Here is a 26,617-nt window from a genome sequence, read left to right as displayed (position 1 = left end):
GCCCCTGCGCACGCCATCGACGACAAGGGTGGATTATGCCTGCAAGCAAGGATTTCTGCCGGTGCCGGCACAGCGTGCGCGGCAGCGACGGATGGTCGCCATGATCGGCTGGTTGAAGCGCATGCGGTTGCTGCGTTGCCTGCCCGCTGCGGTGGTACTCACCGCCATGCCTCCCGGCGGCGCCCGCGAGCTGTACCTCAGCTTCGATGACGGCCCCGACCCGCAATACACGCCGGCCCTGCTCGACCTGCTGCGGCAGCACCAGGTGCGCGCCACGTTCTTCCTGATCGGCAGCAAGGCCGAGCGCCACCCGCAGCTGGTACGGCGCATGCTGGACGAGGGGCACCGGCTGGGCAACCACTCCTGGAGCCATCCGGATTTCAACCGGCTGTCGCTGGCCGGGATGATGGACGAGATCGACCGCACCGACCGGGTGCTGCAGGCGTTCGATGGCGTGCGCCACCACGGCGTACGCCCGCCCAGCGGCGCGTTCTCGCTGGCGCTCACGCTGCGCCTCGCGCGCGAGCGGCGACGCCTGCTGTACTGGTCCTACGACAGCCTCGACTACCAGCGCCGGCCGCCGGCAGAACTGGTGGCGGCGATGCGCGCGCAGCCGCCGCGGCCGGGCGACGTGCTGCTGATGCACGACGACAGCGACTGCTGCATCCGCATGCTGGAGACGCTGCTGCCGCAGTGGCGTTCCGAGGGTTTCGAGCTCCGCCCGCTGCCCACCGGCGCCGACCTGGGCGCAACGGCTGAAGGAGTACACGCATGATCGTCGCCTGGCTGATCGCGGGTTTGCTGGCGCTGTGCGCCATCGCCGTCACCGTGGCGATCCGCGCGCGCAACATGCAGTACTGGCTGGTCGGCTACCTGCGCCGCCGGCGTCCGCCGGCGGTCGACGGGCCGATCCACGTGATGTTCTGCTTCGTCGACCATTTCGAGCCGGCCTGGGGCAAGGTCGACCTGGCCACCCAGCGCGCGCGCGTCGACCGCTGGTGCCGTGACTACCGCGCCCTCGCCGCGATGCACCGCGACGCCGACGGGCGGATGCCGCAGCACACGTTCTTCTATCCGGAAGAGGAATACCTGGAAGAACACCTGGACAAGATCGCCGCGCTCTGCGCGGAGGGCTACGGCGAGATCGAGATCCACCTGCACCACGACAACGACAACGAGGCCAACTTCCGCCAGACCATCGAGCGCTTCAACAACCTGCTGCACGAGCGCCACGGCGCGTTGCCGCGCGATCCGGCCACCGGCCAGCTGCGCTTCGGCTTCATCCACGGCAACTGGAGCCTGGACAATTCGCGCGCCGACGGCCGCTGGTGCGGCATCAACAACGAGCTGATCCTGCTGCGCGAACTCGGCTGCTACGCCGACTTCACCCTGCCGTCGGCGCCCAGCGACACGCAGACGAAAACCAGCAACGCGATCTACTACGCCACCGACGACCCGCTGCGGCCCAAGTCGCACGACAGCGGCGTGCCGGTGCGCGTGGGCGGCACGCCCAGCGGCGACCTGATGATCGTGCAGGGGCCGCTGGGGCTGAACTGGCGCGAGCGCAAGTTCGGCGTGCTGCCGCGGATCGAGAACGCGGACGTGCGCCGCGGCTGCCCGCCCACGCCCGAGCGGGTCGACGCGTGGGTGAAAACCGGCATCCACGTCGAGGGGCGGCCGGAGTGGGTGTTCGTCAAGGTCCACACGCACGGCACCCAGGAGCGCGACATGGACACCCTGCTCGGCGAAGCCGCGCAGCGCATGCACCAGCACCTGGAGCGCGCCTACAACGACGGCAAGCGCTACGTGCTGCACTACGTGACGGCGCGCGAGACCTACAACATCATCAAGGCTGCCGAGGCCGGGCATCGCGGCGACCCGCATGCGTTCCGCGATTTCCTGCTGCCGCCGCCACCGCACCGGCTTGCCGGGGCGTAGCGGCGCCGCGCTCGCGCGGATCACCGCGGCGTGGTCCCGGCATCTTCTCCGTCCTCGAAGGAGGAAACAGATGGACTGGCGCACGAAGGGAATGCTGCAGAAGGTGCTCGGCGTGATGCCGGGCGGCGACGCGATCCACTACCAGCTGCAGCGGCGGTTCGGCGGGCTGCGCGACTTCGATCGCGAGTTCGACATCAAGATCGACGACTGGCGGCTGATGGCCAACCAGTTGCGCGAAGTCGGCGTGCCGATGGCGGGCGCGCGGCTGTTCGAGATCGGCAGCGGCTGGTATCCCACCTTTCCGCTGTGCTGCTTCCTGGCCGGCGCGCAGCGCGTGGTCACCGTCGACCTCACCCGGCACCTGCGCCGCGATCTGCTGCGCGCCTGCGCGTGCGGGCTGGAGCGGCATGTCGCCCTGATCGCCGAGGTCGCCGGCCTGCCCGAGGCCGAGGTGCGTCAGCGCCAGCAGCAGTTGGCCGCCGCACTGGAGCGATGTGCCGACCTGGCCGCGGCGACCGCCGGCGTGGTCGATTACCGCGCACCGGCCGATGCCGCCCGTACCGATCTGCCCCGGGACCATATCGATTGCGTGTTCTCCAACAGCGTGCTGGAGCACGTGACGCCGGAGGCCATCGGCGGGATCTTCCGCGAGGCGATGCGCATCCTGCGCCCCGGCGGGATCATGTTCCACTCGGTCAACTGCGGCGATCACTACGCCTATGTCGACTCCCGCATCACCCAACTCAATTACCTGCAATACACCGATGCGCAGTGGCGGCGCTGGAACAACGCGTTTTTGTACCAGAACCGGCTGCGCGCCGACGTCTTCGTCGAGTTCGCCGAGGCGGCCGGTTTCGCCATCGTGGCCCGGGTGACCTCGCCGCCGGCCCGGCGCCTGCGCGAGCTGGCAGAGCTGAGGATCGCCCCGCAATTCGCGTCGATCCCGGCCGAGCGCCTGTGCGTCACCTCGATCGACTTCATCGCACGCAAACCGGTTGCCTGAACCGGGTCCGGGAGTGTCCGGCCGGTGCCGGCCGCGAGCCCGGATGAAGCGTGAAAAGCGATGCCCGGTGCTCTGGAAAACGCATACAATGACCCTGTTTCCGGGCGTTGCCCGAGCGCCTGCGGGGGTTCGATGCCCCGCGGCGGCCGGGAGGGATCGGCCGACGGTACGCGCGACAGGGGGCGACCGGCGCAGCAGGGATGGTGGCAGGCGAGTCGAGGCTTCGTGTTGTCACTGGATGCAGGAGTGGTCGGGTACCCATGGCACTGGTCAGCGTAGTCATCCCCACGTTCAATCGTGCCTATTGCCTGGCGCGCACGCTGGACAGCGTGCTTGCGCAGACGCACGCCGAGCTGGAGATCCTGCTCGTCGACGACGGCTCCACCGACGAGACGGCCGAACTCGTCCGGCAGCGCTACGGCGACGAGCCTCGCCTGCATTACATCACCCAGCCCAATGCCGGCGTCGCGGCAGCGCGCAACCATGGCCTGCGGCTGGCTCGCGGCGAGTTCGTGGCGCTGCTCGATTCGGACGATTTCTGGCAACCCTGGAAGATCGAGCTGCAGCTGCGCTGCATGCAGCAGTTCCCCGAGCTGGGCATGGTGTGGACCGACATGGAGGCGATCGATCCGAACGGGCGCGTGTTCAACCGCGCGTACATCCGCACCATGTACAGCACCTACGCGCTGTTTCCCGATGATCGGCTGTTCCAGCGCGGCGTGCCGCTGCGCTCGTTCGCGCCGTCGATGGAGGCGGTGGTCGGTGCCGCGCCGCTGCGCATCGGGATGATCTTCTCGCAGATGATCATGGGCAATCTGGTGCATACCTCCACCGTGCTGATCCGCCGCGAGCGGCTGGAAAAGGTGGTGGCCTTCGACGAGACCCTGCGCTATTCCGGCGAAGACTTCGATTTCCACCTGCGCACCTGCCGCCATGGCCCGGTGGGCTTCGTCGACCTGCCCACCATCCAGTACCAGCGTGGCATGCCCGACCGGCTGACCCGGGCGGAATACCGCATCCACACCGCCACCAACTTCCTGCGCACGATCGCTCCGCTGATCGAAACCGCGCGCGACGAGATCCACCTGCCGCGTCGGATGATCGACGGCGCGCTGGCCGATGCCCACGAATGGATCGGCGAGCTGCATTTCGAGGCCAACGACATGGCGGCGGCACGCGCCCACCTGTTCGCCAGCATCCGCCACCGGTGGCTGCAGAAGCGGGCATGGGAGCTGTTCATGGGCTGCTACCTGCCGGCCGCGCTGCGCCACTGGCTCCAGGCCCACCGCCGGCATCTGCGCCAGCGCACGGTGGCGTCGCCATGACGGTGAGCCAGGCGCCGCCAGGCACGGGCGCGCCCTCGCGGACAAACGGTTTGCCGGAGTCAGCACCGAGCTTGCGCGTGATCGGGGACGTCGCCGCGTGGGACGCGATCCGCGCTGACTGGGATGCACTGCACCGGGCCAGCCCCACGGCCTCCACCCCGCTGGACTTTGCCTGGTTGCGCCATTGGTGGGACGTCTACGGCCCCGTGTATGGCCAAGGCGGTCTGCGCATCATCACGTTGTGGCGGGAGTCGCGCCTGGTCGGCGCGCTGCCGCTGTACCTCGACGTGGGTCGCGGCGGCCGACTCGGCGTGCGCTGCCTGCGCTTCCTCTCCACCGGGGAAGAGGAGTTCGAGGAGGTCTGCGCCGACTATCTGGACCTGTTGCACCTGCCCGGCGAGGACAAGGCCTGCGCGCAAGCCGCGTGGCGGGCGATCGACGCCATGGCCTGGGATACCCTGGAGCTGCTCGATCTCTCCGAACATGCGGCGCTGTTGCGCTGGCGCAGCGCCTTCCCTCGCCATGCCCGCCTGCAATTGTCGTCGCGCGGGGCCTGCCCGATCGCATGGCTTGGCGACGGCTTCGAGGCTTATCTGGGCAGCCTGTCGTCCAAGACGCGCAAGCACGCCCGCCAGTACCTGCGCGACGCCGAACGTGCCGGCATCGTGGCGGAGCTGGCCGATGCCGCCACGGCCGACAGTCATTTCGACGATCTTGTGCGCATCCACCAGGAGCGCTGGGTGGCGGCCGGTGAACCGGGTTGCTTCTCGGCGCCACGTTTCACCGGGTTCCATCGCGGCCTGGTGAGGCGGTGGACGGCAAGCGGGCGCGTGGTGCTGGCGCGGTTCTCGCACCAGGGCGGGACCTTTGCCGTGCTCTACGGTTTCGTGACCGGGCGCAAGTTCGACCTGTACCAGTTCGGCGTGGCGCCGCTGGATCCCGGCGTGGTCCGCAGTTCGGGTACTGCGGCGAACCTGCTGCTGATGCGGCAGCTGGCACAGCGCGGCATCGCCCACTACGATTTCCTGCGGGGCGTCAGCACGTACAAGAAATCGCTGGCCACCGAACAACGCCAGCTGTTTTGCGCGACGTGCCGCCGGCATACGGCGCGGGCACTGCTCGACCGCCTGCGTCAGCTGTGCATGCGCGCAATCCGCCGGTTCATCAAGCTGGTTTCGCCGGGCTGACCGCGGGGTGCTTCAATGAAAAAGGCCATCGCGTCACACCTGCTCTGCCGCAGCGGTTTGCGCCGGTTGCTGCACCGGACCGTGCGCTGGTCCGGCGTGCTCGTGCTCAACTATCACCGCATCGGCGATGCGCTGGGTACGCCGTTCGATCGCGGCCTGTGGAGCGCCAGCGCGGAGGCGTTCGCCGAGCAGATCCGCTTCTGCAGGACGGAACTGGAGATCATCGATCCGGCCGACCTGCCGCGGGTACTCGCGGCCAAGCGCGGCCGCTACGCGATGATCACCTTCGACGACGGCTATCGCGACAATTACCAGACGGCGTTGCCGATCCTGCGCGGCGAAGGCGTGAGCGCCACCTTCTTCGTCGCCACCGGTTTCATCGACGCGCCGAGCCTGCCGTGGTGGGACGAGATTGCCTGGATGGTGCGCACCAGCCGGCGCGAAGCATTGCAGTTGCCGGCTTGGTTGGACGCGCCAATCCGCTTCGACGAGCCGCAGCGCGAAGCCGCCGTGCGTCGGCTGCTGCGCAGGTACAAGGAAATGCCGGCGCAGGACACGCCCGCGTACCTCGATGCGGTGGCGGAGGCCGCGGGCACCGGCCGTGCCGATGCCCGCGCCGGTGATGCGCTGTGGATGGACTGGGACATGCTGCGCGAGATGCAGGCAGCGGGCATGACCATCGGCGGGCACACGGTGCATCACCCGGTGTTGTCGCGCATGTCGGCGCAGGGTCAGCGCGACGAGATCCAGGGTTGCGCGCGCCGGCTCGCCGAGGAACTGGGTGCGCCGATGCGCTGCTTCAGCTATCCCGTCGGCAACCGGGGCGCGTTCGACCAGATCACCCGCGACTGCCTGCGCGAAGCGGGCGTGGAGCATGCCTTCAGCTACTACGGCGGGCACGCCCGCTACGATCGCTGGGACGCCTACGACATCCCTCGCGTGGCGGTGGAGACGGAGCTGGACACCGACTGGTTCCGCTCCCTCGTGACCTTGCCGCAGCTGTTCGCGTGACGGCCGCGCCGACGACGACCGCTGTCCCGACGCCCGCGCTGGGCGGCGATCTGGTCAGCGTGGTGATGCCGGTGTACAACGCCGCGGCGTGGTTGCCGCGGGCGGTGGAGTCGGTGCTGGCGCAGAGCCATCGCAACCTGGAGCTGGTCGCGGTGGACGATGGTTCGCACGACGATTCGCTGGCGATCCTGCAGGGCTTTGCGCAGGCCGACGCGCGCGTGCGCGTGCAGCGCCAGCCGGCGAACGGCGGCGTGGCCGCTGCACGCAACGCCGCGCTGGCTGTCGCCCGCGGCAACTATGTCGCCTTCCTGGACGCCGACGACTGGTGGCACCCGGCCAAGCTGGAGCGGCAACTGGCCAGCCTGCGCGCCAGCGGCGAGCGCATCAGCTACGCGGCGTACTGGCGGGTGGCGGAAGACGGCCGGGTGCTCAGCCGGGTGGACCCGCCCGCGCGGCTGGAGCATCGCGACATGCTGGCCAGCAATTTCATCGGCAACCTCACCGGCCTGTACGCGCGCGAGCTGGGCGACGTGCCGTTCCGCCGGATCGGCCACGAGGACTATGCGTTCTGGCTGGAGCAGGTTCGCCGCGCCGGCGCGGCGGTGCGCGCGGACAGCGCCGAACCGCTGGCCTGGTATCTGGTGCGCGAGTCGTCGCTGTCGGCCAACAAGCTGCGCGCGGCGCGCTGGCAGTGGACGATCTATCGCCAGGTCGAGAAGCTCGGCTTGCTGCGCGCCTCGCTGTGCATGCTGCGCTACGTGTGGCACGCCTTCGCCAAGCGCAGGCGACCGCGCCGATCGCCCTGACCGACGCGCGTCAGGGGCGCGCCGGGGCGGCGCCGCTGCCCGCGTCTTGGCGCATCAGCCACTGCACCACGCCGGTGCCGCGGTGGTTCCAGTTGAAGCGTCGCGCGGTGCTGGCGTTGCGCGCGCAGGCAACGGCGTACGACGACGCCAGCGCATGCATGCGCCGGTCCAGCGCATGCTGCAGCTGCGGGTCGGTGCTGAAATAGCGGGCGGCGGCCACCGGCAGGGTCAGCTCCACGTTGTGCGAATCGCTGTACCAGCCGTCGGAGTTCTCGATGGCGACCAGCCTGGCCCGGTCGACGTGGGCCGACGACCAGTACCAGCTGATCTGGCCACCGGGTCCGCTGCACGGGTCGCGCCAGTCCTTGCCGACCGTGGCCACGGTTTTGGCGTCGATCCAGCCGTAGCGCTCGAGGTAGCGGCCGAACGCGGTGATCATCGGCGGGATGCGCGCGTCCCCGGTGGCCAGCCAGGCATGCCACAGGCCGTCGATGATGTTCTGCGTCATCCACGGCGAGCTGCCCGGCACGTCGGTGGCCGCGTCGTACGGGTTGCCTTCGTGCATGTCCCAGCTGCTGCGCCAGGAGCCGTCATTGCCCAGGCCGTCGGGATTGTGCTGCTGGTGCTGGTACAGCCAGCCCACGCGATCGCCGATGTCTTGCAGGTATTCGCGCTTGCCGGTGAGTTCCCACGCGCTGACGATCTGCAGCAGGCCCAACCCGGCCTGCCGTTCGGTGAAGAACTTCTGGGTGAGCCCGGTGTAGGGGCCGGCGGGAATGGTCCAGCCGCCGGTATCCCACGCTCCCACCATGCGTTCGATCAGTGCCGTGTCGTCCTGGCTGTCGTCGCCGGTGAGGCCGAGCGCGAGCAGGGTCGGCTGGATGTAGACGTACTTCGGGTCGCAGGGGTTCACCTCGCCCAGCTTGAAACCGCCGCCGCACAGCGGCCAGCCCGGTGCGCCGAAGCGGCGGATGTGCGCCATGTAGAAGTGGTAGCTCTGGACCGCGGCGGCGAGGTAATCGACGCGGCCGGTGCGCACGTACTGCTGGAACAGCGCGGTGGGGCGATCGAACAGCCACGCCGAGCCGTCGCTGCGCGGAAGTTTGCGCGCCCAGGCGAACTGGGTTTCGAAGTAGCGGTCGTAGGCGCCGGGGGGTACCGCCGGCACTTGCGGGCCGGCGATCAGGGAAGCAGTCATCCATTGCGGGCTGAGCGTGGCCAGCACGCCCGGCACGCGCACGCCGTCGGCACCGTCCACCAGCTCGTCGGCGTAGGCCCAGCCCGGCGCGACGGTCGCGGTGGCGCCGACCGGCGCGAGGGCGAAACGCAGCTGCGCGCTGTCGCCGGCCAGCGTGGCGTGGAACTGCGCGCGCACGGCGCGGATGCCGCCGCCGTCGAAATGCCAGCGCAACGTGGCCTCGACATGCGCCGGCACGGGCTGGCCGCGCGCGTCCTCGATGCGCACCCGCCGCGCGTCGTCCAGCATGCCGGGCGGGAACGGGATGCCGACAGTCACCGCCACCCGATCGCCGACGGCGCCGTGGCGATGCAGGGTGATCGTCTGCCACTGCGCGCCGATGCCGGTCGGCGCCAGCCGGGCGATCGGTGGCGGCGCGCTGGCGCCTTGCGCGTGCGCGGTCGCGAGCAGCAGGCCGAGGCCGGCGAACAGTGCGCCCAGCCGCCGGACGAAGCCGCGCGCTGCGCGTGTCACCGGGCCGCGTCCCGTGCCGCCAGCTGGCGTTCCCACGCGAGCGCGGTGCGCACGATGAACTCCAGGTCGTCGTGGCGCGGCGCCCAGCCCAGGCGCTGGCGCAGGCGGTCGGCGCGGGCGATCAGCATCGGCGGATCGCCCGCGCGGCGCGGTTGCTCGGTCACCTGCAGCGTCGCGCCGCTGACCCGGCGCACCGTCTCGATCACCTCGCGCACGCTGTAGCCGTGGCCGTAGCCGCAGTTCAGCGTCAGCGACTCGCCGGCCGTGCGCAGGTGGTCGAGCGCGCGCAGGTGCGCCGCGGCCAGGTCCTCGACATGGATGTAGTCGCGGATGCCGGTGCCGTCGGGAGTGTCGTAGTCGGTGCCGAAGATGGCCAGGCCCGGGCGCTTGCCCACCGCATGCTCGCAGGCAACCTTGAGCAGCAGGGTGGCGTTGGGCGTGGATTGCCCGATGCGGCCGAGCGGGTCGCAGCCGGCGACGTTGAAGTAGCGCAGGATCACGTAGCGCATCGCGCCGGCGGTGCCCAGGTCGCGCAGCATCATCTCGGACATCAGCTTGGAGCTGCCGTACGGATTGATCGGCTGCAGCGGCGTGTCCTCGTCGGCCACGCCGCTGGCCGGCGTGCCGTACACCGCCGCGGTCGAGGAAAAGATGAAACGGTCCACGCCGGCCTCGACGCAGCAGGCGAGCAGGTTGCGCGTGTTGCAGGTGTTGTTGCCGTAGTACTTCAGCGGGTCGCGCACCGATTCGGGCACTACCGTGTGCGCGGCGAAATGCATCACCGCATCCACCTTGTGCTCGGCCAGCACGCGTGACACCAGCGGCTGATCGCCCACGTTGCCCACCACCAGCTCGGCGCCGCGCACGGCGTCGGCGAAGCCGCTGACGAGGTTGTCCAGCACCACCACCCGCTCGCCGCGTTCGCTCAGCTGCTGCACCACGTGGCTGCCGATGTAGCCGGCGCCGCCGGTGACCAGGATCGTGCTCATGGATTGCTCCCGCCGGAAATCGGAAAATTGTCCCGCAACCACGTCGCGATGTCGTCCAGAAGGCGCTGGCGATCCACCTGCAGGGCGTAGGTGTGGTCGCTGCCGGCGAACAGGCGCGCGCTGATCTGCGGGCGGTCGGCCAGGCGCCCGAAGCACTCGCGGAACTGGCGCGGATGGTTGAAGTAGCGGGTCACCCCCCCGCTGTAGATGAAGTGCAGTTTGAGACCGCGGTCGAGCATGGTGGCCAGTTCCCGTTGCACCTGTTCGCGCGGCGGGAAGCGTACCGCGAAGACGTCGTCGCCCTGGCTGGCGCGCGCCTGCAGGCTGCGGCTGATGAAGCGTTGCCAGCGCGAGCCGCTCCACAGCCGCGGCAGGTAGTGGCGCAGGCGAAAGCCCAGCGTGCGGTAGGCGTAGCCATCGAGGAAGACGGCGCCGGCCACGCGCGGCTCGTCGAGCGCCACGCCGTGCGCGTTCTGCGCGCCGGAACACAGGCCGAGCAGCACGAAGCGGCTGCAGCCGGCGTGACTGGCGAGCAGGCTCATCGCGTCGGCGACGTCCGCCTTCACCTGCTGCGCTTGCGAGCCCGCTTCGTCGGCGGCGCTGCTGTCGCCGAGCGAGGAAAGGTCGAAGCGCAGGGTGGGATAGCCGTCGGCGTTCAGCCGCCGGGTGAGTTCCACGTGCAGCCGGAACGGCCCGACCCGATGCACCATGCCGGCATTCAGCACGATCACGCCGACCGGCGCGGCAGGTGTCGCCGCATCGGGCAGCCCGGCCACGCCGACCAGGTGCTGCGCGCGGCCGAAGCGGAAGGCGCGTTCCGTGCTCATGCCGCCGCTCGCAGGTGGTCGCCGACGGCGCGGATCAGGTCGGGGGCGAGGATGGCGTGCTCCAGCCGATCCAGCACGTCCCAGCTGGCCGTGGACGACAGCGCGACGACCGCGCTGCCGGCGCCGAGCTGCGCGGGCCAGTCCGCTTGCGTGGCGGCGGGCTGCGATGCGAACACGCGCACGGGAATCGTCGCCGGCGTCGCGCGCCAGCCGTCGAGCTGCCGGCGCAGGTCGGCGCCGACCGGAAAGCCCAGCCATTGATCGGCCGCGTCCTCGCGGCTGCGCGGCGCGGGGAAGCGCATCGGGTCCGCGCGCAGGGCCTCCTGCGCCGCGTCCAGCCGGGTCACGGATTCGTGGCCGTCCAGCAGCGGGTCCCACAGCAGGAGTTCCGCCAGGCGGCCGGCCGCGGCCGCTTCCAGCGCGATGGCGCCGCCCAGTCGCGCGCCGAAGCCGATCACCCGGCTGCAGCCGGAGCGTGCACGCAGTTCAGCCGCCGCGGCAACCGTGTCGGCCACGCAGCGGGTCCAGTCGCAGGCGTCGCTGGCGCCGGCCGAGTCGCCGGTGCCGAAATAGTCGAAGCGCAGCGCGGCGACGCCTTGCAGCGCCAGCGCATCGGCGAGCTGGCGGTACACGCGATGGCTGCGAATCATGTCCTGGCCCAGCGGCGGGCACAGCAGCATGGCCGTGCGCGCCGGCCCGGCGACCGGATGATAGAGACCGAACAGACTCTCCCCGCTACCGAATTGGCACGGTTGTGCCGGTTCGACCCGCATCCGTCACCTCCGGTAGGCCACGCCGAGATAGATCTCGTTGGCATGGTAGCTGGCGCCGACGGTGTCGCTGTGACGCAGCCGACGGGTGAACGACGCGTTCCAGCTCCAGTGCTCGGTGCGCTGGGTGGCAAGGATCAGGCCGAAGTTGGTGGTGCGGTCGGTGCGCGCCATCGTGTTGTATTCCATCGACTCGGTGTTGCCGAACAGCGACAGCGTGGTGCGCGGGTGCAGCCGGTAGTCGAGGCCGAGGGTGCCGCCGCGGCCGCGCTGGCTGTCGGTGGGGTCGTTGACGTAATCGAAGTTGCGGTACAGCGGCGCGATGCGCAGGTTCCAGCGCGTGCCGACATAGGTGTAGACCACCTCGTAGCGCCGTTCGGTATAGACCTGCGAGCTGATCACGGTGGCACCGGTGTTGATGTTCGACGGTGCCGGCGGGGCCAGCGCCGATTCGCCGGGGTTCTGGTCGAGCTGGTTGATCAGGTCTTCCGCCGCGTCGCCGTACTGGCGCGCACCGCGCAGCAGCAGGGTGCTGTTGGGGGTCATGCGCCAGGCCACGCTCAGCCGCGCCAGCGGCGTGTTGATCGACTGCGCCTGGTCGAACGAGAGCCGTGACCAGCCCAGCGAGGCATTGACGTCGAGCTGGCTGAGGCGGCTGACCGAGCTGACGAACAGCTGGGTGCGGTTGTAGGCCGGACCGGCGTCGGCGTGGTCGAAGGTCACCCGCTCGGTTTCCGCGTTGGCCGACAGCGATGCGGTGGGGCTGAGATCCTTGAACAGGCGCAAGGCCAGCAGGCCGCGCGAGGAATCGAACTCGTTGGTCTTGGACGCGCGGCTGTCGATGTAGCGCAGTTCGGCCTGGCCGCGCACGGTCGGGTTGAGCCGGAAACGCAGGGTCGGGCCCAGCGTCAGCACGTTGGTCTGCTGCTGGTTGTCTGGCGCATTGCTGGAGAAGGTCGACAGCGGCTGCACGCTGGCCACGTCGCGCACGGTGAAATCCAGTCGCTCGGGCAGCACCGTCCAGTTCGCCTGGCCGGCGAGCTGGGCCAGCGTCTGATTATCGAAGGCGTGCGCCAGGTAGTCGCGGTACTCCAGGTTGCCGACCACGTCGGCCTGGAAGGTGGAGCCTTCCTGCTGATAGCTGAAGTCGAAGCCCGGGATCAGCATGTTCTGGCTGATCGGGTCGGTTTCGGTCAGGCCGATGTTGTCGCTGTGGCCCACGCCGACGCGCCAGCCGTAGTCGAACTGCGCCGCCGATGCGCCGGTCGAGGCAATGACCAGCATCGACCCCAGTACGCAATTGCGGGTGCGATATGTCGACATGTGTGCGTGCCCCCTTGTCTTGTCCATGATCGTCGAGCCCTGAACCTGCGGAAACCGCATCCGATGGCTTGCCCCTGGCGCTGCGAGTCTGGCAGATCCGCGCGGAACCGTGCGGTGGGGCGGAGTGTCGCAACGCCCCGCCGGACGGCCTCACGGTGCGTGGTTGAACACCACTCCGGCCACCTTGTTCGCATCGAAACTGGCCACCGCCTGGCTGATCGCCGCCGGCGTGTCGCGGCCGTAGCCGGCCACCACCACCACCTGGTCGGCCAGCTCGGAGAGGATGCGCGCGTCGGGCGAGCCCTTGATCGCCGGCCCGTCCAGGAACAGGTAGCGGTCCGGGTAGCGGCAACGCAGCGAATCGACCACCGCGCGCATGCGGAACGAGGAGAAATACTCGCCGCTGTTCTCGCGCGTGGAACCGGCCGGGATCAGGCGCAGGCGCGGGATGCCGGTCGCGTAGATGATCGACTTGATGCCGATCGACGGCTGTTCGAGGAAGTTGATCAGGCCCTCGCTGCCGCGCGCCACCCCCAGCGCCTCGTGCTGGGTCGGGTAGCGCAGGTTGCAGTCGATCAGCAGGCTGGTCTTGGCTTCGTCGAAGGCGAACGCGAGAGCCAGGTTGCGCGCCACGAAGCTGCCGCCCGACTTGGGGCTGACCGGCACCACCATGGTCACGAAGTTGCGCTCGCCGCCGAGCCACAGCAGGCGCGTGCGGATCTCGCGGAAGGCATCGGACTGCGTTCGCACCGACTCGTCGCGGTGGATCAGCCGGCGCTCCTCCAGCTGCCGCGGCACCAGTGCACCGGTTTCCGACATCAGCGCGATCGAATGGCCCGGTGCAGCCTTGGCCTCGTCGCCGGCGGCCGCGGCCCGTTCGCGGGCCTCGGGCTCGCGCGAGAGCAGGTTGATTACCGACTTGTCATCGTCCCGAGCGTTCATGCCAGTCCCTTCAGCTTCAACCAGAACAGCAGCGCATAGGCCAGCACCACGCACAGCACGATCGCCACCAGCGCCAGGTTGCGCCGCCGCTCGCGCTGATGGTCGCCCGGTGTCGGGTAAAATGGAACGGTCGCCAGTACCGGCAGGCCGGTCGCCTGTTCCAGTTGCTCCGCCGAGCGCACGCGCGGATCGAAGCGGGCGAAGCCGAACAGCACGCCGAACGGGACCGCCAGGCCGGCGAGGATGCCGGCGATGCCGAAGTGCATGAAGCGCAGTCCCGAGGGCACCAGCGGCATCACCGCGGGGTTCTGCACCACGAACGAGGCGCCATCCTGGTCGGAGTCGAGGTTCATCGACACCCGCGCGCTTTCGCGGCGCTTGAGCAGGTCCTGGTAGACGTCGCGGTTGACCGTGTAGTCGCGGGTCAGCTCGGCGGTGACCGCCTCGGAGTTGGCGATGCGCTTGCTGCGGTCAAGCTCGGAGTCGAGCCGCGCCTGCGCCGCGCCCAGCCGCGCGGTGGTGGCGGCGATGTCCGAGCGCAAGGTGGCGAGCTGGCTGCGCATCTGCTGGTAGAGCGGGTTGAACTGCACGGCGCTGCCGTTGGTGCCGGTGTCGCCGATCGCGCGCGGCGCCTTGGCCGATTGCTGGTCGGCGCTGGCCAGCAGGCGGCGCAGGTCCTCGATCTGGTGGCGGGTACGCACCACGTCGGGATATTCGTCGGTGTAGGTCAGGCGCAGCTTGTCCAGTTTCGACTGCAGTTCGGCGAGCTGGCTTTCGTAGATGCCGTTGGAGGTCTGCACCGCGTTGACCTCCGACTCGCCGGAGAGCTGGCGCTCCAGCGAGCCGGCCTGCGAGCGCTTCTCCATCAGGTCCATCTGCGCCGTCTCGATCTGGTTGCGCAACTGGCTGATGCTGGCGTTGGTGTCGGCCTCGCTGCCCGGGCGCGCGTCGGCGTTGGCGTTGCGGTAGTCCTTGAGCTTGTTCTCCGCGTCGGTCAGCTTCTTGCGGTAGGCCTCGACCTGGCTGTCGATGAAGTCGAAGGCGTCGCGGCTCTCCTTCATCTTCGAGGCCACGCTTTCGCTGATGAACAGCTGGCCGAACGTGCGCGTCACGTCGAAGGCGCGCCGCGCGTCGCTGTCGTGGTAGCTGATGGTGATCAGGTTGTCGCGCGAGATCGTGACCAGGGTGCGCGCCTTGATCTCCTGGATCAGCTTGTCCTGGTCGACCGGGGAGGGTTTGTGCGCCATCCAGCCGCCGGCCACCAGCACCTGGTCCATGACCTTGCGACTGAAGATCACCGCCTTGGCGATGCCGGCGCGGTTGGTGTTGCCGGTGGCGGCGGCGGCGCCTTCCATCAGCGGCGTGATGATGCTGCTCTTCTGCGCCAGGATGGTGACCGAGGCGTCGTAGCGCTGTGGCCAGTTGATGCCGGCGATCAGCGCCAGCATCGCGATCGAGGCAAAGATGACCGCCAGCGACACGCGTCGTCGCTTGGCCTCGGTCCACAGCACCGGGAGCAGTGCCAGCAGGGGATTGGGTTCTTCGTTCATGGACGGGTCGACTCGCGTGCCTGTGCCGGCAGCTCAGAACGCCCGCTGCGGCACGGTGATGACGTCACCCGGCTGCACCGGGTAGTTGGTCGTCAGGTTGCCCTTCTGCAGGATGCTGTCCAGCCGGATCGCGTACGACTGCGTGGCGTCGCCCGATTTGCGGTACAGCTCGGTGCGGTCGGGCGCGGCGAATTCGGTGGTGCCGCCGGCGGCGAGCACCGCGTCGAGCACGGTCATGCCCTGGCGGTAGGGGATCGACACCGGCGTGCGCACCGCGCCGGTCACGCGCACGCGCGAAAGGTATTCATGGCTGCGCAGCGAGGTGAGGATCACCGCCACCTGCGGGTCGCGCACGTAGGCCTGGAGCTTTTCCTTGATCTCCGCGGCGACCTGTTCGGGCGTGCGGCCGCCGGCCTGCACGTCGCCGATCAGCGGCACCGTGATCATGCCGTCCGGGCGCACGGGTACGCTGACGCTCAGGTCGGGGTTGTGCCACACCGACACCTGCAATTGATCGTCCACACCGATATGGTAGACGGCGACCGCCTGGGCTTCGGGGTTCACCGAAGGTGCCTGCGTCGAGCCGGGACCGGTGGCACAGCCGGCAAGCACGAGCAACAGGCCGAGCATGAGCAGTTGGCACAACGATTTCATGGCAATCCTCCTGATTGTCTTTCAGAATGTGCAGAATATCACGGCAGGAACGTCGACAACCGGATATGCGGACACGGCGCGCGGACTGCGCCGGACCGGCCGTCGGCCCGCTTCGCGCCGCGCCCCATCAAGGAAATCACGGGACAGTTACCTATGCAGCAGCTGGAAAACACCAGGGTCGCCATCGTCGGGCTGGGCTATGTCGGCCTGCCGTTGGCGGTGGAGTTCGGCCGGCGCTACGACACGGTCGGATTCGACATCCGCGCCGCACGGGTGGACGAGCTGCGCGCCGGCCACGACCACACGCTGGAGGTCGATGCGGCCGAGCTGGCGGCGGCCACCCGCCTGCGCTTCAGCGCCGAGCTGGAGGGCATCCGCGGGTGCAACGTCTACATCGTCACCGTGCCCACCCCGATCGACGCGGCCAAGCGCCCCGACCTGACCCCGCTGGTCAAGGCCAGCGAAAGCCTGGGTCAGGTGCTGGAGCGTGGCGACATCGTGGTGTACGAATCCACCGTCTACCCCGGCTGCACCGAGGAGGTCTGCATCCCGATCCTGGAGCGCGTCTCGGGGCTGGTCTTCAACCGCGACTTCTTCGCCGGCTACAGCCCGGAGCGGATCAACCCGGGCGACAAGCAGCACCGGGTCACCAGCATCCTCAAGGTCACCTCCGGCTCCACCCCCGAGGTAGCCGACTTCGTCAACCGGCTGTACGGCTCGATCATCACCGCCGGCACTCACCAGGCCAGCTGCATCAAGGTGGCCGAGGCCGCCAAGGTGATCGAGAACACCCAGCGCGACCTCAACATCGCGCTGGTCAACGACCTCGCCAAGCTGTTCAACACGCTGGGCATCGACACACTGGAAGTGCTCGAGGCGGCCGGCACCAAGTGGAACTTCCTGCCGTTCCGGCCGGGTCTGGTCGGCGGCCACTGCATCAGCGTCGATCCGTATTACCTCACCCACAAGGCGCAGGAAGTGGGCCATCACCCGGACGTGATCCTGGCCGGCCGGCGCACCAACGACAGCATGGGCGAGTACATCGCCGGCCAGGTGGTGCGGCTGATGGTGCGCAAGAGCATCAATCCGGTGCACGCGCGCATCCTGGTGCTGGGGCTGGCGTTCAAGGAGAACTGCCCGGACCTGCGCAACACCCGCGTGGTGGACATCGTGCACGCGCTGCGCGGCTACAACACCGAGGTGGACGTGTTCGATCCATGGGTCGACGCGGCGGAGGCCAGGCACGAATACGGCCTGGAGCTGGTCGACGCTCCCGCCGCGGGCGCCTACGACGCGATCATCGTGGCGGTGGGCCATCGACAGTTCGCCGCGCTGGGCAGCGCCGGCATCCGTGCGTTCGGCAAGCCGTCCAGCGTGCTGTACGACGTCAAGTACGTGCTGCCGCGCGCCGAGGTCGACGGCCGGTTGTAGACCTGCGCTGCGCCTTGCGACTGCGTATCATGGGCGGGTTTTCACCGCCGCAGGCTGCTTCCGCATGAAAGTCCTCGTCACCGGCACCGCCGGCTTCATCGGTTCCCACGTCGCCATGCACCTGCTCGAGCGCGGCGACGAGGTGATCGGCATCGACAACCTCAGCGACTACTACGACGTGGAGCTGAAGAAGGCGCGGCTGGCGCGCTTTGCCGATCGCCCGGGCTACCGCCACGAACCCGTCGACCTTGCCGATCGCGCGGCGATCGAGGCGGTGTTCGCGCGGCACCGGCCCCAGCGGGTGATCAACCTGGCCGCGCAGGCCGGCGTGCGCTACGCGGCGCAGAACCCGCACATCTACGTGTCGACCAACGTCACCGGCTTCCTGCACGTCATCGAGGGCTGCCGCCATCACGACGTCGAGCACCTGGTCTATGCCTCGACCAGTTCGGTGTATGGCGCCGACACCAGCATGCCGTTCTCCGAGCACCAGTCGACCGAGCATCCGCTGACGCTGTACGCGGCCTCGAAGAAGGCCAACGAGATGATGGCGCACAGCTACGCGCACCTGTACGGCCTGCCGTGCACGGGGCTGCGCTTCTTCACCGTCTACGGGCCGTGGGGCCGGCCGGACATGGCGTTGTTCCTGTTCACCCGCGCGATCCTGGCGGGCGAGCCGATCAAGGTGTTCAACCACGGCCACCACAAGCGCAGCTTCACCTACGTCGACGACATCGTCGAGGGCGTCGTGCGCACGCTGGACAAGATCCCCGGCAAGGACCGCGGCTGGGACGGCAACGCACCCGACCCGGCCAGCAGCGGGGTGGCGCCGTACCGCATCTACAACATCGGCAACGAGCAGCCGGTGGAGCTGCTGCGCTACATCGAGGTGCTCGAACAGTGCCTGGGTCGCAAGGCGCAGATGGAGATGCTGCCGCTGCAGGCCGGCGACGTGCCGGACACCGAGGCCGACATCTCCGACCTGATCGCCTCGGTCGGCTACCGGCCGCGGGTGGGCGTGGAGGAGGGCGTGGCGAATTTCGTGCGCTGGTATCGCGACTATTACCGGGTCGGCGGGCAAGCCTGATCGACGTGGCGCGCGCCGCGGCAACGCCGGGGCGGCACAACCGCTACAATTACGGGCTGACGCCGTGCGGGTGCAGCCAGCCCATCCAGATGCCCAGCACGACCATGCCGATCAGCACCAGCGACAGGCCGATGCGGCGGGTCAGCGCCCAAACCGTTCGTCGGTCGTCGTCCTTGTCCTTCATCATGAAGAACAGCGCCTGGCCGAGATTGAAGATCACCACCAGCAGTACCACCACCAGCGCGACTTTGTAGATGGTTTCCACGTGATCGGTCCGAGCGATTTCGACAGCGGCAGTATAGCCACCCGCGGCAGCCGCACCGCGTGAACGGCTTTCGCCGTCCGTCGTGGTGGGCGTTGCTGCTGACGGCGGCCGGCGCCTTGCTGTTCCTGCGCCTGGGCGTGTGGCAACTGCATCGCGCCGACTTCAAGGAATCGCTGCTGCGGCGCTATGCCGCAGCGGAAACCGCGCCATCGCAGGACTTCGCCATGGTGGCCGCCACGCCGCCGGCGGGCAGCTTTCCGCGCGTGCAGGTGCACGGCCGTTACCTTGCCGACCGGCTCTATCTGCTGGACAACCCCAAGCATGACGAGCGCGGCGGCGTGGAAGTGTTCGCGCCGTTCGAGCTGGCCGGGCACGCACCACTGCTGCTGGTCGACCTGGGCTTCCTGCCCGGCAACGGCAACGGCAAGGCGCCGCAACTGCCGCCGCTGCCGGTCACGCCGGCCGAGTTGCACGGCCTGTACGTGCCGCCGCCCCCGACCGGCTTCGAAATGGGCGGCAACGCGCTGGCGCGACAGACCCATTGGCCGAAGCAGAGCATCTACCTGGCGATGGGCCAGGTCGCCGCCGATCTCGGCCGGCCGCTGTATCCGCGCGTGCTGGCGCTGGATGCGGACGCCTCCTCGATCTACGTGCGCCAGCACACGCTCGACCTCTCGATGCCGCCGGCGCGACATCGCGCCTACGCGTTCCAGTGGTTCGCCTTCGCCGTCGCCGCGGTGGTGATCCTGCTGGTGCTGCACCGCAAGCGCCCTCCGCGCGGGCGATGATGACCCCACCGATGCCTTGTGATGACTGTCCACGATGAACACTGCTGATCCCCAACGCACGCGCAAGAGCCGCATCCACCTGCTGCTGATCGCGCTGGTGTTCCTGGCGCCGATGATCGCCGCCGGCGTGCTCACCTTTGCCGGCTGGCAGCCGGGTACCAAGGGCAACGGCCAGCCGATCGTGCCACAGCGCAATTTCCTCGACGAGCACCTGCGCGTGGTGCTGGCCGACGGCGGTGACTATGCCTGGCGCGACAGCGAGCCGCGGATGACCCTGGTGGCGCTGGCCGGCCCGGGCTGCGCCACGCAATGCCTGGCTGCGCTCACCGCGATGGCCAAGGCGCGGGTGATGCTGAACCACAAGCAGGATCGCCTGCGCCTGCTCTACCTGGGCACGCCACCTGCCGATGCGGCGGCCCGCGCGGCGATGGCGACGTACTGGCAGACCGGTCGCGACATCGACGGCAAGCTCGATGGCTACCGGCCGGCCACACCCGACAGCGTCGGCGCGCTGCTGGTGGAATCCAACGGCACCGCGCTGTCGTTCTACCCGCCCGGCTTCGACGCCGCCGGCTTGCTGCGCGACATGCGCAAGGTGATCAAGTGATGTCGGCACGCCAGCGGAAGTTTCTGCGCGGCCTGTCGCTGCTGGCGGCGCTGTTCGCGTTCGGCCTGGTGATGTTCGGCGCCTTCGTGCGGCTGTCCAACGCCGGGCTGTCCTGCCCGGACTGGCCCACCTGCTACGGTCAGGTCACCTGGCCGCAGCACGCGCAGGCGGTGGCGCATGCCGACGCAGCGTTCCCGGATCGCCCCTACGAGGCGCACAAGGCCTGGCGCGAGCAGGTGCATCGCTTCCTCGCCGGCACGCTGGGCGTGATGGTGCTGGTGCTGGCGCTGGCCGCCGCGTGGCGCGACCGGCGCGTGCGCGCAATGGTGGTGGTCGGCGCGATATGCGCGGCGATCGGCGTGAGCATGTACATGCGCGGCGAGCACGTGTTCTCCTCGGCGCTGGCGGCCGTGGCGATCGCCGCGCCGCTGTTCGGCGCGTGGCGACTCGCTGGCAGCGGCGCGCGGCGGATCAGCGTGCTGGCGTTCGCGGTGATCGTGTTCCAGGCCATGCTCGGCATGTGGACGGTCACCTTGCTGCTGAAACCCGTGGTGGTCACCAGCCACCTGCTCGGCGGCATGCTCACCTTCGGCCTGCTCTCGTACGTGGCGCTGCGTTTCGCCGGTATCGCCGCGCCGGACCGGCGCCAGGCTGCGCTGCGCAGCCTGGTGGTGGTGGGCGTGGTGCTGCTGGCGTGCCAGATCGCGCTGGGCGGCTGGACCTCGTCCAACTACGCGGCGCTGGCCTGCGGCTACGGCCCGGGCTCGTTCCCGCAGTGCCTGGGCCAATGGGCGCCGCCGACGGATTTCCATGAAGGCTTCATCCTGTGGCGCGGCATCGGCGTCAACTACGAAGGCGGTGTGCTGGACATGGCCGCGCGCAGCGCGATCCAGATCGCGCACCGGATCGGCGCGCTGGTGGTGTTCTGCTACCTCGGCTGGCTGGCGTTCAAAGCGGCGCGCCGGGGTTTGCGGGCGCACGCGCTGGCGATCGCGCTGATCCTGCTGGCCCAGGTGACGCTGGGCATCAGCAACGTGTATTTCGGCCTGCCGCTGCCGGTGGCCACCGCGCACAATGGCGTGGCGGCCTTGCTGTTGTTTGCCCTGCTGGCGACGTTGGCGCGCACGCAGGCGGCCGTGCCGATATCAGAGGAGTCGTGAGCGAGATGGAGTTGATCCGCGAATATCTGCAGCTGACCAAGCCGCGCGTCGTCGCCTTGCTGGTGTTCTGCGCCGTGATCGGCATGTTCCTCGCCGTGCCCGGCCTGCCGCCGTGGCGCGGGCTGGTGTTCGGCACGCTGGGCATCTGGATGGCGTCCGGTTCGGCGGCGGCGTTCAACCACCTGATCGACGAGCGGATCGACAAACTGATGGTGCGCACCGCCCGCCGCCCGCTGGCCACCGGCAAACTCACCGCGCACCAGGCGCTGGCGTTCGCGGTACTGCTGGGCATCGCCTCGATGCTGGTGCTGGCGCTGCTGGTCAACACGCTGACCGCACTGCTGACCTTCGGCGGACTGATCGGCTACGCGCTGGTCTACACCCGCTACCTGAAGCGCGCCACGCCGCAGAACATCGTGATCGGCGGCCTCGCCGGCGCGATCCCGCCGGTGCTGGGCTGGACCGCGGTCACCGGCGAGTTGCACGCATTCGCGCTGCAGCTGTGCCTGATCATCTTCGTGTGGACGCCGCCGCACTTCTGGGCGCTGGCGATTTTCCGCCGCGAGGATTACGCGCGCGCCGGCGTGCCGATGCTGCCGGTCACCCACGGCGTGGTCTACACCCGCTGGCAGGTGCTGTTCTACACGATCCTGCTGGTGCTGGTGACCCTGCTGCCGGCGATCACCGGCATGAGCGGGCTGCTCTACCTGGCTGGTGCGATCGTGCTCGACGCGGGCTTCCTCTACTACGCGATCCGCCTGCTCAACCCGCCCGACGAGCTGTACCCGATGAAAGTATTCAAGTACTCCATCGTGTACCTGATGGCCTTGTTCGCCTTCCTGCTGCTCGACCACTGGCTGGTCGACCCGCTGCTGCAGCATGGGGCGGTGCTGCAGCAGATCGGTTGAACGGTGGCGCGGGCTGTGCGCGCGTCGTTGGGGGGCTTCGGCGGGGGATTTTCGGATGAGTTGTCGGCGGCGACGGAAGGCGAGCGCGGTGTCGCCGCCTTCACCAGACGAAGCTGGTCGCGACCGTGTCGGGGCGGAGCATCCTGAAGCTGACGGGGTGGCAGCTGCCTTCCGGCAGGTCGGGGCAGAGCGTTTCCGCCAGCGTCAGGGTCAGGCGGCCGGCATCTGCGTCCAAGGCGGAAACCCGCGCGGCGCTGAAATCGAAGTAGCGGCCCGCTGCCGCGTGCGCGCCCTTGAAAAGACTCTCCTTGGCGGAGAACGCGATCGTGAGGAGCATGTCGTCGGACAAGTGACCGTGCTGCTTCTCCAGCAAGGCGAGTTCGCCCGGCGTGAAGGCGAGTTCCCGCACCGCGTCGCGGGCGGCGGCCTCGATGACCTCCTCGAAGTCGATGCCGATGCCCCTCACGGCCGACGCCTGGACGGCGATTGCGCCAGCGAGGTCGCGCGTGTGCGTGATGCTTCCCGTCACGCCCGCCTGCCACCGTGGTTCCCTCGATGATCCGATGCCAGGAATCGACGCAACGACGCCGAGGCGCTCGATCGCGTGGCGGGCCGCGATCCGGCCCACCAGAAACTCGGCCTGCCGTTTGGGCACGGCCCTCTGCAGTGCAGCCGGAAGCGGCACGCCATGCTGCTCGAAGGCAGGCAGGGCGAACGCCGCGGAAGAGAACTCGATCACGAAGGCCGGGGGCACTCGTGGGTCATCATCGCCCACTTCCAGCCAGCGTGCGCTGCGCAGCAGCGCGTCGTGCCCGTCGCGTTCGGGCGAGGGTCGGCTGGATCTGTCTTGCGCTGTCAAGAATGTCTCCCTGCGTCCATCGGCTCCCGACGCAATCGAGGCCGCGGACCATCTTTGGTGCCGCAAGCGGTGCCGGGAGTCGGGGGCAAGCATAGTGGGATCGGGCAGCGCGCGCCGTCGTGGCGTTCGTTTCCCGCGCCGGTGGCATGAAGGTTTTCCATCCATTTTTCGAGGTCACGCGCGGCCCGGCGATTGACAGTTTTGCACTGCGGCACGACAATGCGCGCGCCCTGCGGCGCGCTGTGCCGCATGGCTTCCAGTCCTGACAAACCAAGGCATATGGACGTTTACCCTAGTCGCAACGTCGACATCCGCTCGCTTCGGGTGCCGGCGCCGCACAACAACAAGTTGAACGCCTGCGGCGACCGCCTGCGGTCGGCTGGTGCTTTCCACTAGGGAAAGTCCGGCCCACTCCTGAGGACGCCGACGGCGTCGTTACCAGGAGATGAGCCGATGAAGCTCCTTCACGATTTCTTCCGCTGGCCGTTTGCCGGCGTCCGTGCCGTGGCGTCCCAGCCCGCGGCGTTGCCGCGTGATTTCAGTGTGACCGTGCCGGCCCCGTTGGCCGGGTCGGCGAGCCCTTCGCCGCAAACCCTGGAACCCTCGCGCAACGGACGACGCGAGCCGGCCTCGTTCCTGCGCTCGCCGCGTCGCCGGCGGCTGGGCCGCGCGCACCGATGATCCACCGCTGCGGACGCTGCCCCGGGCAGTCCGTCCGCGCCCTGCGCATTCGCTGACGCCACGCGCGTCTTTCCCGGCCACGCGTTACCCGGACGCACCCGATGAGCAAGCCATTCCCGACGCGCGGCCGCGATGCCGCCGGTGCGCCGCCGCCCGCCCTTGCGGCCACGCTCGGGCATGCGTTTCGCAGCCCCGAGGCGCTGCTGGACGCGTTGCAGAGCAACCCCGGCGGGCTCGACGCCGAACAGATCCGCGCGCGCCTGCAGCGTGACGGCCTGAACGAGGTCTCGCGCGAGAAGCCGCCGCACTGGTCGCTGCAGCTGCTGCGCGCGTTCCGCAACCCGTTCATCGTGGTGCTGCTGGTGCTCGCCGGCGTGCAGCTCGCCACCGACGGCAACGATCTCACCGGGCCGCTCATCATCGCGGTGATGGTGGGCATCAGCGTGTTGCTGAGTTTCACCCAGGAATACCGCTCCTCGCGCGCCGCCGAGCAGCTCAAGGCGATGGTGCGCAACACCGCCACCGTGCGGCGCCGCGCCTCGGACGGCCACAGCGAGCAGATCGAGGTGCCGGTGCGCGAACTGGTGGTGGGCGACATCGTGCAGCTGGCCGCCGGCGACATGGTGCCGGCGGACCTGCGCCTGCTCGGCGCCAAGGACCTGTTCATCAGCCAGGCGATCCTCACCGGCGAGTCGGTGCCGGTGGAAAAGGCGGCGCCCGCGGCGACGGTGCCCGGCGTCGTCGACGACCCGCTGGAACTGGCCAGCGTCTGCTACATGGGCACCAACGTGGTCAGCGGCACGGCCAGCGCGGTGGTGCTGGCCACCGGGGCGCGCAGCTATCTCGGCTCGCTGGCGCACAGCATGGCTGGTGCGCGCGTGCAGACCAGTTTCGATCGCGGCATCCGCTCGGTGAGCTGGCTGCTGATCCGCTTCATGGCGGTGATGGTGCCGGTGGTGTTCGTGATCAACGGGCTGGACAAGCACGACTGGGGCGAGGCGTTCCTGTTCGCGCTGTCGATCGCGGTGGGGCTGACCCCGGAGATGCTGCCGCTGATCGTCACCGCCAACCTGTCCAAGGGCGCGCTGGCGATGTCGCGGCGCAAGGTGGTGGTCAAGCGGCTCAACGCGATCCAGAACTTCGGTGCGATGGACGTGCTGTGCACCGACAAGACCGGCACGTTGACGCTGGACCGGATCGTGCTGGAGCGCCATCTCGACCTCGACGGCGAAGCCTCCGACCAGGCGCTGGAATACGGCTACCTCAACAGCCGGTTCCAGACCGGCCTGAAGAACCTGCTCGACAAGGCGGTGCTGGCGCATCGCGACTTGGAGGCGGCGGCGACGCGCTATCGCGTGGTCGACGAGATCCCGTTCGACTTTCAGCGCCGGCGCATGTCGGTGGTGCTGGCCGACGGTGCGGGCGAGCACCTGCTGATCTGCAAGGGCGCGGTCGAGGAGATGTTGTCGATCTGTGCCTGGGCGCAGACCGGCGGCGTGATCGAGCCGATGACCGGGGAACGCCGCCGCGCGATCAAGGCGATGACGCACAGCCTCAACGAGGACGGCCTGCGCGTGCTGGTGGTGGCCGTGCGGCGACAACCGGCGCAGGCGCATGCCTATGGCGTGGCCGACGAGGAAGGCCTGGTGGCGGTCGGCTGCCTGGCCTTCCTCGACCCGCCGAAGGACTCCGCCGCCACGGCGATCCGCGCGCTGCACCAGCACGGCGTGGCGGTAAAGGTGATCACCGGCGACAACGAGGCGGTGACCCGCAAGATCTGCCGCGAGGTCGGGCTCGACGTCGGCGAATCGGTGCAGGGCCGCGACATCGAATCGCTCGATGACGCTGCGCTCGATGCGCTGGTCGCGCGCGTCACCGTGTTCGCCAAGATGTCGCCGCTGCAGAAGGCGCGCGTGGTGCGCTCGCTGCAGCGGCTCGGCCACACGGTGGGCTTCCTCGGCGACGGCATCAACGACGCGCCGGCGCTGCACGATGCCGACGTCGGCATCTCGGTCGACACCGCCACCGACATCGCCAAGGAGTCGGCCGACATCATCCTGCTGGAGAAGAACCTGATGGTGCTGGAGGAGGGCGTGCTGGAAGGCCGCGTCACCTTCGGCAACATCATGAAGTACATCAAGATGACCGCCAGCTCGAACTTCGGCAACGTGTTCAGCGTGCTGGTGGCCAGCGCGTTCCTGCCGTTTTTGCCGATGCTGCCGTTGCAGATCCTGGTGCAGAACCTCTTGTACGACATCTCGCAGCTCTCGATCCCGTTCGACCGCATGGACGAGGAATACCTGAGCAAGCCGCGCAAGTGGGATGCCGGCGACATCGGCCGTTTCATGGCGTGGATCGGCCCGGTCAGTTCGATCTTCGACATCACCACGTTCTGGCTGATGTGGCACTACTTCGGCGCCAACTCGCCGGCGCACCAGTCGCTGTTCCAGTCCGGCTGGTTCATCGAGGGCCTGCTCTCGCAGACCCTGATCGTGCACATGATCCGCACCCGGCGCATCCCGTTCCTGCAAAGCGTGGCCTCCGCGCCGGTGCTCGGCTTGACCCTCGCGATCATCGTGCTCGGCATGCTGATCCCGTTCAGCACGCTCGGCGGCAAGATCGGCATGGCGCCGCTGCCACCGATGTACTTCGCCTGGCTGGCGCTGACCCTGGCCAGCTACTGCGTGCTGACCCAGCTGGTGAAGGTCATCTACATCCGCAGGTACGGGCGTTGGCTCTGATCGCCATCCGCGTCATCTGATTCCGCACCCCGGGTGATTGCGCCGATCGGCGCG

At 69.0% G+C, this 26,617-nt stretch carries 25 protein-coding genes; 15 read left to right on the top strand and 10 right to left on the bottom strand.

Annotated features, from left to right (window positions below; all coding sequences use genetic code 11):
- Positions 1–100: 100 nt before the first annotated feature.
- From ACVCMB_RS10360 to ACVCMB_RS10330, 7 genes are all read left to right on the top strand, one after another.
- The gene (locus tag ACVCMB_RS10360; RefSeq protein ID WP_447106860.1) at positions 101–775 is read left to right on the top strand and encodes a polysaccharide deacetylase family protein; all 675 of its coding nucleotides are present in this window, start codon (positions 101–103) and stop codon (positions 773–775) included.
- Positions 772–1,938, top strand: coding sequence for a hypothetical protein (locus ACVCMB_RS10355; protein ID WP_447106859.1), 1,167 nt, complete (start codon positions 772–774; stop codon positions 1,936–1,938). Before ACVCMB_RS10360 ends, ACVCMB_RS10355 begins: the two co-directional genes overlap by 4 nt.
- A gap of 70 nt (positions 1,939–2,008) precedes the next feature.
- Positions 2,009–2,941 (top strand): class I SAM-dependent methyltransferase, encoded by a 933-nt coding sequence (locus ACVCMB_RS10350; protein ID WP_447106858.1) that lies wholly within the window; start codon positions 2,009–2,011, stop codon positions 2,939–2,941.
- A 260-nt stretch (positions 2,942–3,201) separates the two neighbouring features.
- Entirely contained in the window at positions 3,202–4,266 is a 1,065-nt protein-coding gene (locus ACVCMB_RS10345) for a glycosyltransferase family 2 protein (RefSeq protein ID WP_447106857.1), read from the top strand.
- Positions 4,267–4,343: 77 nt separating this feature from the next.
- Positions 4,344–5,453: a GNAT family N-acetyltransferase gene (locus ACVCMB_RS10340; RefSeq protein WP_447106856.1), complete on the top strand. Its 1,110-nt coding sequence runs from the start codon at positions 4,344–4,346 to the stop codon at positions 5,451–5,453.
- 15 nt (positions 5,454–5,468) lie between these two features.
- Positions 5,469–6,464, top strand: coding sequence for a polysaccharide deacetylase family protein (locus ACVCMB_RS10335; RefSeq protein WP_447106855.1), 996 nt, complete (start codon positions 5,469–5,471; stop codon positions 6,462–6,464).
- The gene (locus tag ACVCMB_RS10330) at positions 6,461–7,270 is read left to right on the top strand and encodes a glycosyltransferase family 2 protein (RefSeq protein WP_395120362.1); all 810 of its coding nucleotides are present in this window, start codon (positions 6,461–6,463) and stop codon (positions 7,268–7,270) included. Before ACVCMB_RS10335 ends, ACVCMB_RS10330 begins: the two co-directional genes overlap by 4 nt.
- A 10-nt stretch (positions 7,271–7,280) precedes the next feature.
- Here the strand turns inward: ACVCMB_RS10330 and ACVCMB_RS10325 are convergent, their stop codons facing one another.
- The 8 genes from ACVCMB_RS10325 to ACVCMB_RS10290 all read right to left on the bottom strand — a co-directional run bounded on the left by ACVCMB_RS10325 (position 7,281) and on the right by ACVCMB_RS10290 (position 16,036).
- Positions 7,281–8,981 (bottom strand): hypothetical protein, encoded by a 1,701-nt coding sequence (locus ACVCMB_RS10325; RefSeq protein WP_447106854.1) that lies wholly within the window; start codon positions 8,979–8,981, stop codon positions 7,281–7,283.
- The gene (gene galE, locus ACVCMB_RS10320) at positions 8,978–9,970 is read right to left on the bottom strand and encodes a UDP-glucose 4-epimerase GalE (RefSeq protein WP_395120360.1); all 993 of its coding nucleotides are present in this window, start codon (positions 9,968–9,970) and stop codon (positions 8,978–8,980) included. The genes ACVCMB_RS10325 and galE overlap by 4 nt, the downstream gene beginning before the upstream one ends.
- Entirely contained in the window at positions 9,967–10,797 is an 831-nt protein-coding gene (locus tag ACVCMB_RS10315; RefSeq protein WP_447106853.1) for an alpha/beta fold hydrolase, read from the bottom strand. Before ACVCMB_RS10315 ends, galE begins: the two co-directional genes overlap by 4 nt.
- Entirely contained in the window at positions 10,794–11,477 is a 684-nt protein-coding gene (locus tag ACVCMB_RS10310; protein WP_395120358.1) for a serine aminopeptidase domain-containing protein, read from the bottom strand. The genes ACVCMB_RS10315 and ACVCMB_RS10310 overlap by 4 nt, the downstream gene beginning before the upstream one ends.
- Positions 11,478–11,573: 96 nt before the next feature.
- Entirely contained in the window at positions 11,574–12,890 is a 1,317-nt protein-coding gene (locus tag ACVCMB_RS10305) for a hypothetical protein (protein WP_395120356.1), read from the bottom strand.
- Positions 12,891–13,040: 150 nt separating this feature from the next.
- Positions 13,041–13,832, bottom strand: a complete 792-nt coding sequence (locus ACVCMB_RS10300) for a polysaccharide biosynthesis protein (RefSeq protein WP_395120355.1) — start codon at positions 13,830–13,832, stop codon at positions 13,041–13,043.
- A complete protein-coding gene (locus tag ACVCMB_RS10295) occupies positions 13,829–15,382 on the bottom strand; it encodes an XrtA system polysaccharide chain length determinant (RefSeq protein ID WP_395120354.1) in 1,554 nt (517 codons plus the stop codon). The genes ACVCMB_RS10300 and ACVCMB_RS10295 overlap by 4 nt, the downstream gene beginning before the upstream one ends.
- Before the next feature lie 33 nt (positions 15,383–15,415).
- Positions 15,416–16,036, bottom strand: a complete 621-nt coding sequence (locus tag ACVCMB_RS10290; protein ID WP_395120353.1) for an XrtA/PEP-CTERM system exopolysaccharide export protein — start codon at positions 16,034–16,036, stop codon at positions 15,416–15,418.
- Between the two features lie 153 nt (positions 16,037–16,189).
- Here ACVCMB_RS10290 and tviB point away from each other — a divergent pair, with 153 nt between their 5' ends.
- Together tviB and ACVCMB_RS10280 are read left to right on the top strand one after the other, a co-directional pair.
- Positions 16,190–17,467: a Vi polysaccharide biosynthesis UDP-N-acetylglucosamine C-6 dehydrogenase TviB gene (gene tviB / locus ACVCMB_RS10285; RefSeq protein WP_395120352.1), complete on the top strand. Its 1,278-nt coding sequence runs from the start codon at positions 16,190–16,192 to the stop codon at positions 17,465–17,467.
- Between the two features lie 64 nt (positions 17,468–17,531).
- On the top strand, positions 17,532–18,554 hold the full coding sequence (locus ACVCMB_RS10280) for an NAD-dependent epimerase (RefSeq protein ID WP_395120351.1): 1,023 nt from the start codon (positions 17,532–17,534) through the stop codon (positions 18,552–18,554).
- Between the two features lie 49 nt (positions 18,555–18,603).
- Here the strand turns inward: ACVCMB_RS10280 and ACVCMB_RS10275 are convergent, their stop codons facing one another.
- Positions 18,604–18,819, bottom strand: coding sequence for a twin transmembrane helix small protein (locus ACVCMB_RS10275; protein WP_395120350.1), 216 nt, complete (start codon positions 18,817–18,819; stop codon positions 18,604–18,606).
- Between the two features lie 59 nt (positions 18,820–18,878).
- On the opposite strand from ACVCMB_RS10275, the gene ACVCMB_RS10270 reads away from it, so the two are divergent.
- Genes ACVCMB_RS10270 through cyoE form a run of 4 tightly spaced genes read left to right on the top strand, consistent with a single transcriptional unit; the run spans position 18,879 to position 22,282 of the window.
- Positions 18,879–19,607: an SURF1 family protein gene (locus tag ACVCMB_RS10270; protein ID WP_447106852.1), complete on the top strand. Its 729-nt coding sequence runs from the start codon at positions 18,879–18,881 to the stop codon at positions 19,605–19,607.
- Positions 19,608–19,641: 34 nt separating this feature from the next.
- The gene (locus ACVCMB_RS10265; RefSeq protein WP_447106851.1) at positions 19,642–20,214 is read left to right on the top strand and encodes a hypothetical protein; all 573 of its coding nucleotides are present in this window, start codon (positions 19,642–19,644) and stop codon (positions 20,212–20,214) included.
- Positions 20,214–21,374, top strand: a complete 1,161-nt coding sequence (locus ACVCMB_RS10260; protein ID WP_447106850.1) for a COX15/CtaA family protein — start codon at positions 20,214–20,216, stop codon at positions 21,372–21,374. Before ACVCMB_RS10265 ends, ACVCMB_RS10260 begins: the two co-directional genes overlap by 1 nt.
- Positions 21,375–21,379: 5 nt before the next feature.
- The gene (cyoE, locus tag ACVCMB_RS10255) at positions 21,380–22,282 is read left to right on the top strand and encodes a heme o synthase (protein WP_447097953.1); all 903 of its coding nucleotides are present in this window, start codon (positions 21,380–21,382) and stop codon (positions 22,280–22,282) included.
- A gap of 100 nt (positions 22,283–22,382) precedes the next feature.
- Here cyoE and ACVCMB_RS10250 read toward each other — a convergent pair whose 3' ends face one another.
- On the bottom strand, positions 22,383–23,141 hold the full coding sequence (locus tag ACVCMB_RS10250; protein WP_447106849.1) for a 4'-phosphopantetheinyl transferase family protein: 759 nt from the start codon (positions 23,139–23,141) through the stop codon (positions 22,383–22,385).
- A gap of 453 nt (positions 23,142–23,594) precedes the next feature.
- Here ACVCMB_RS10250 and ACVCMB_RS10245 point away from each other — a divergent pair, with 453 nt between their 5' ends.
- The gene (locus ACVCMB_RS10245) at positions 23,595–23,822 is read left to right on the top strand and encodes a hypothetical protein (RefSeq protein ID WP_395120344.1); all 228 of its coding nucleotides are present in this window, start codon (positions 23,595–23,597) and stop codon (positions 23,820–23,822) included.
- Between the two features lie 101 nt (positions 23,823–23,923).
- Positions 23,924–26,563, top strand: coding sequence for a magnesium-translocating P-type ATPase (gene mgtA, locus ACVCMB_RS10240; protein ID WP_447106848.1), 2,640 nt, complete (start codon positions 23,924–23,926; stop codon positions 26,561–26,563).
- Positions 26,564–26,617: the final 54 nt, after the last annotated feature.

The sequence above is a fragment of the Rhodanobacter sp. UC4443_H10 genome (assembly GCF_052978325.1).
The sequence above is the reverse complement of the archived record's forward strand: the minus strand, read 5'-3'. Positions and strand labels throughout refer to the sequence as shown.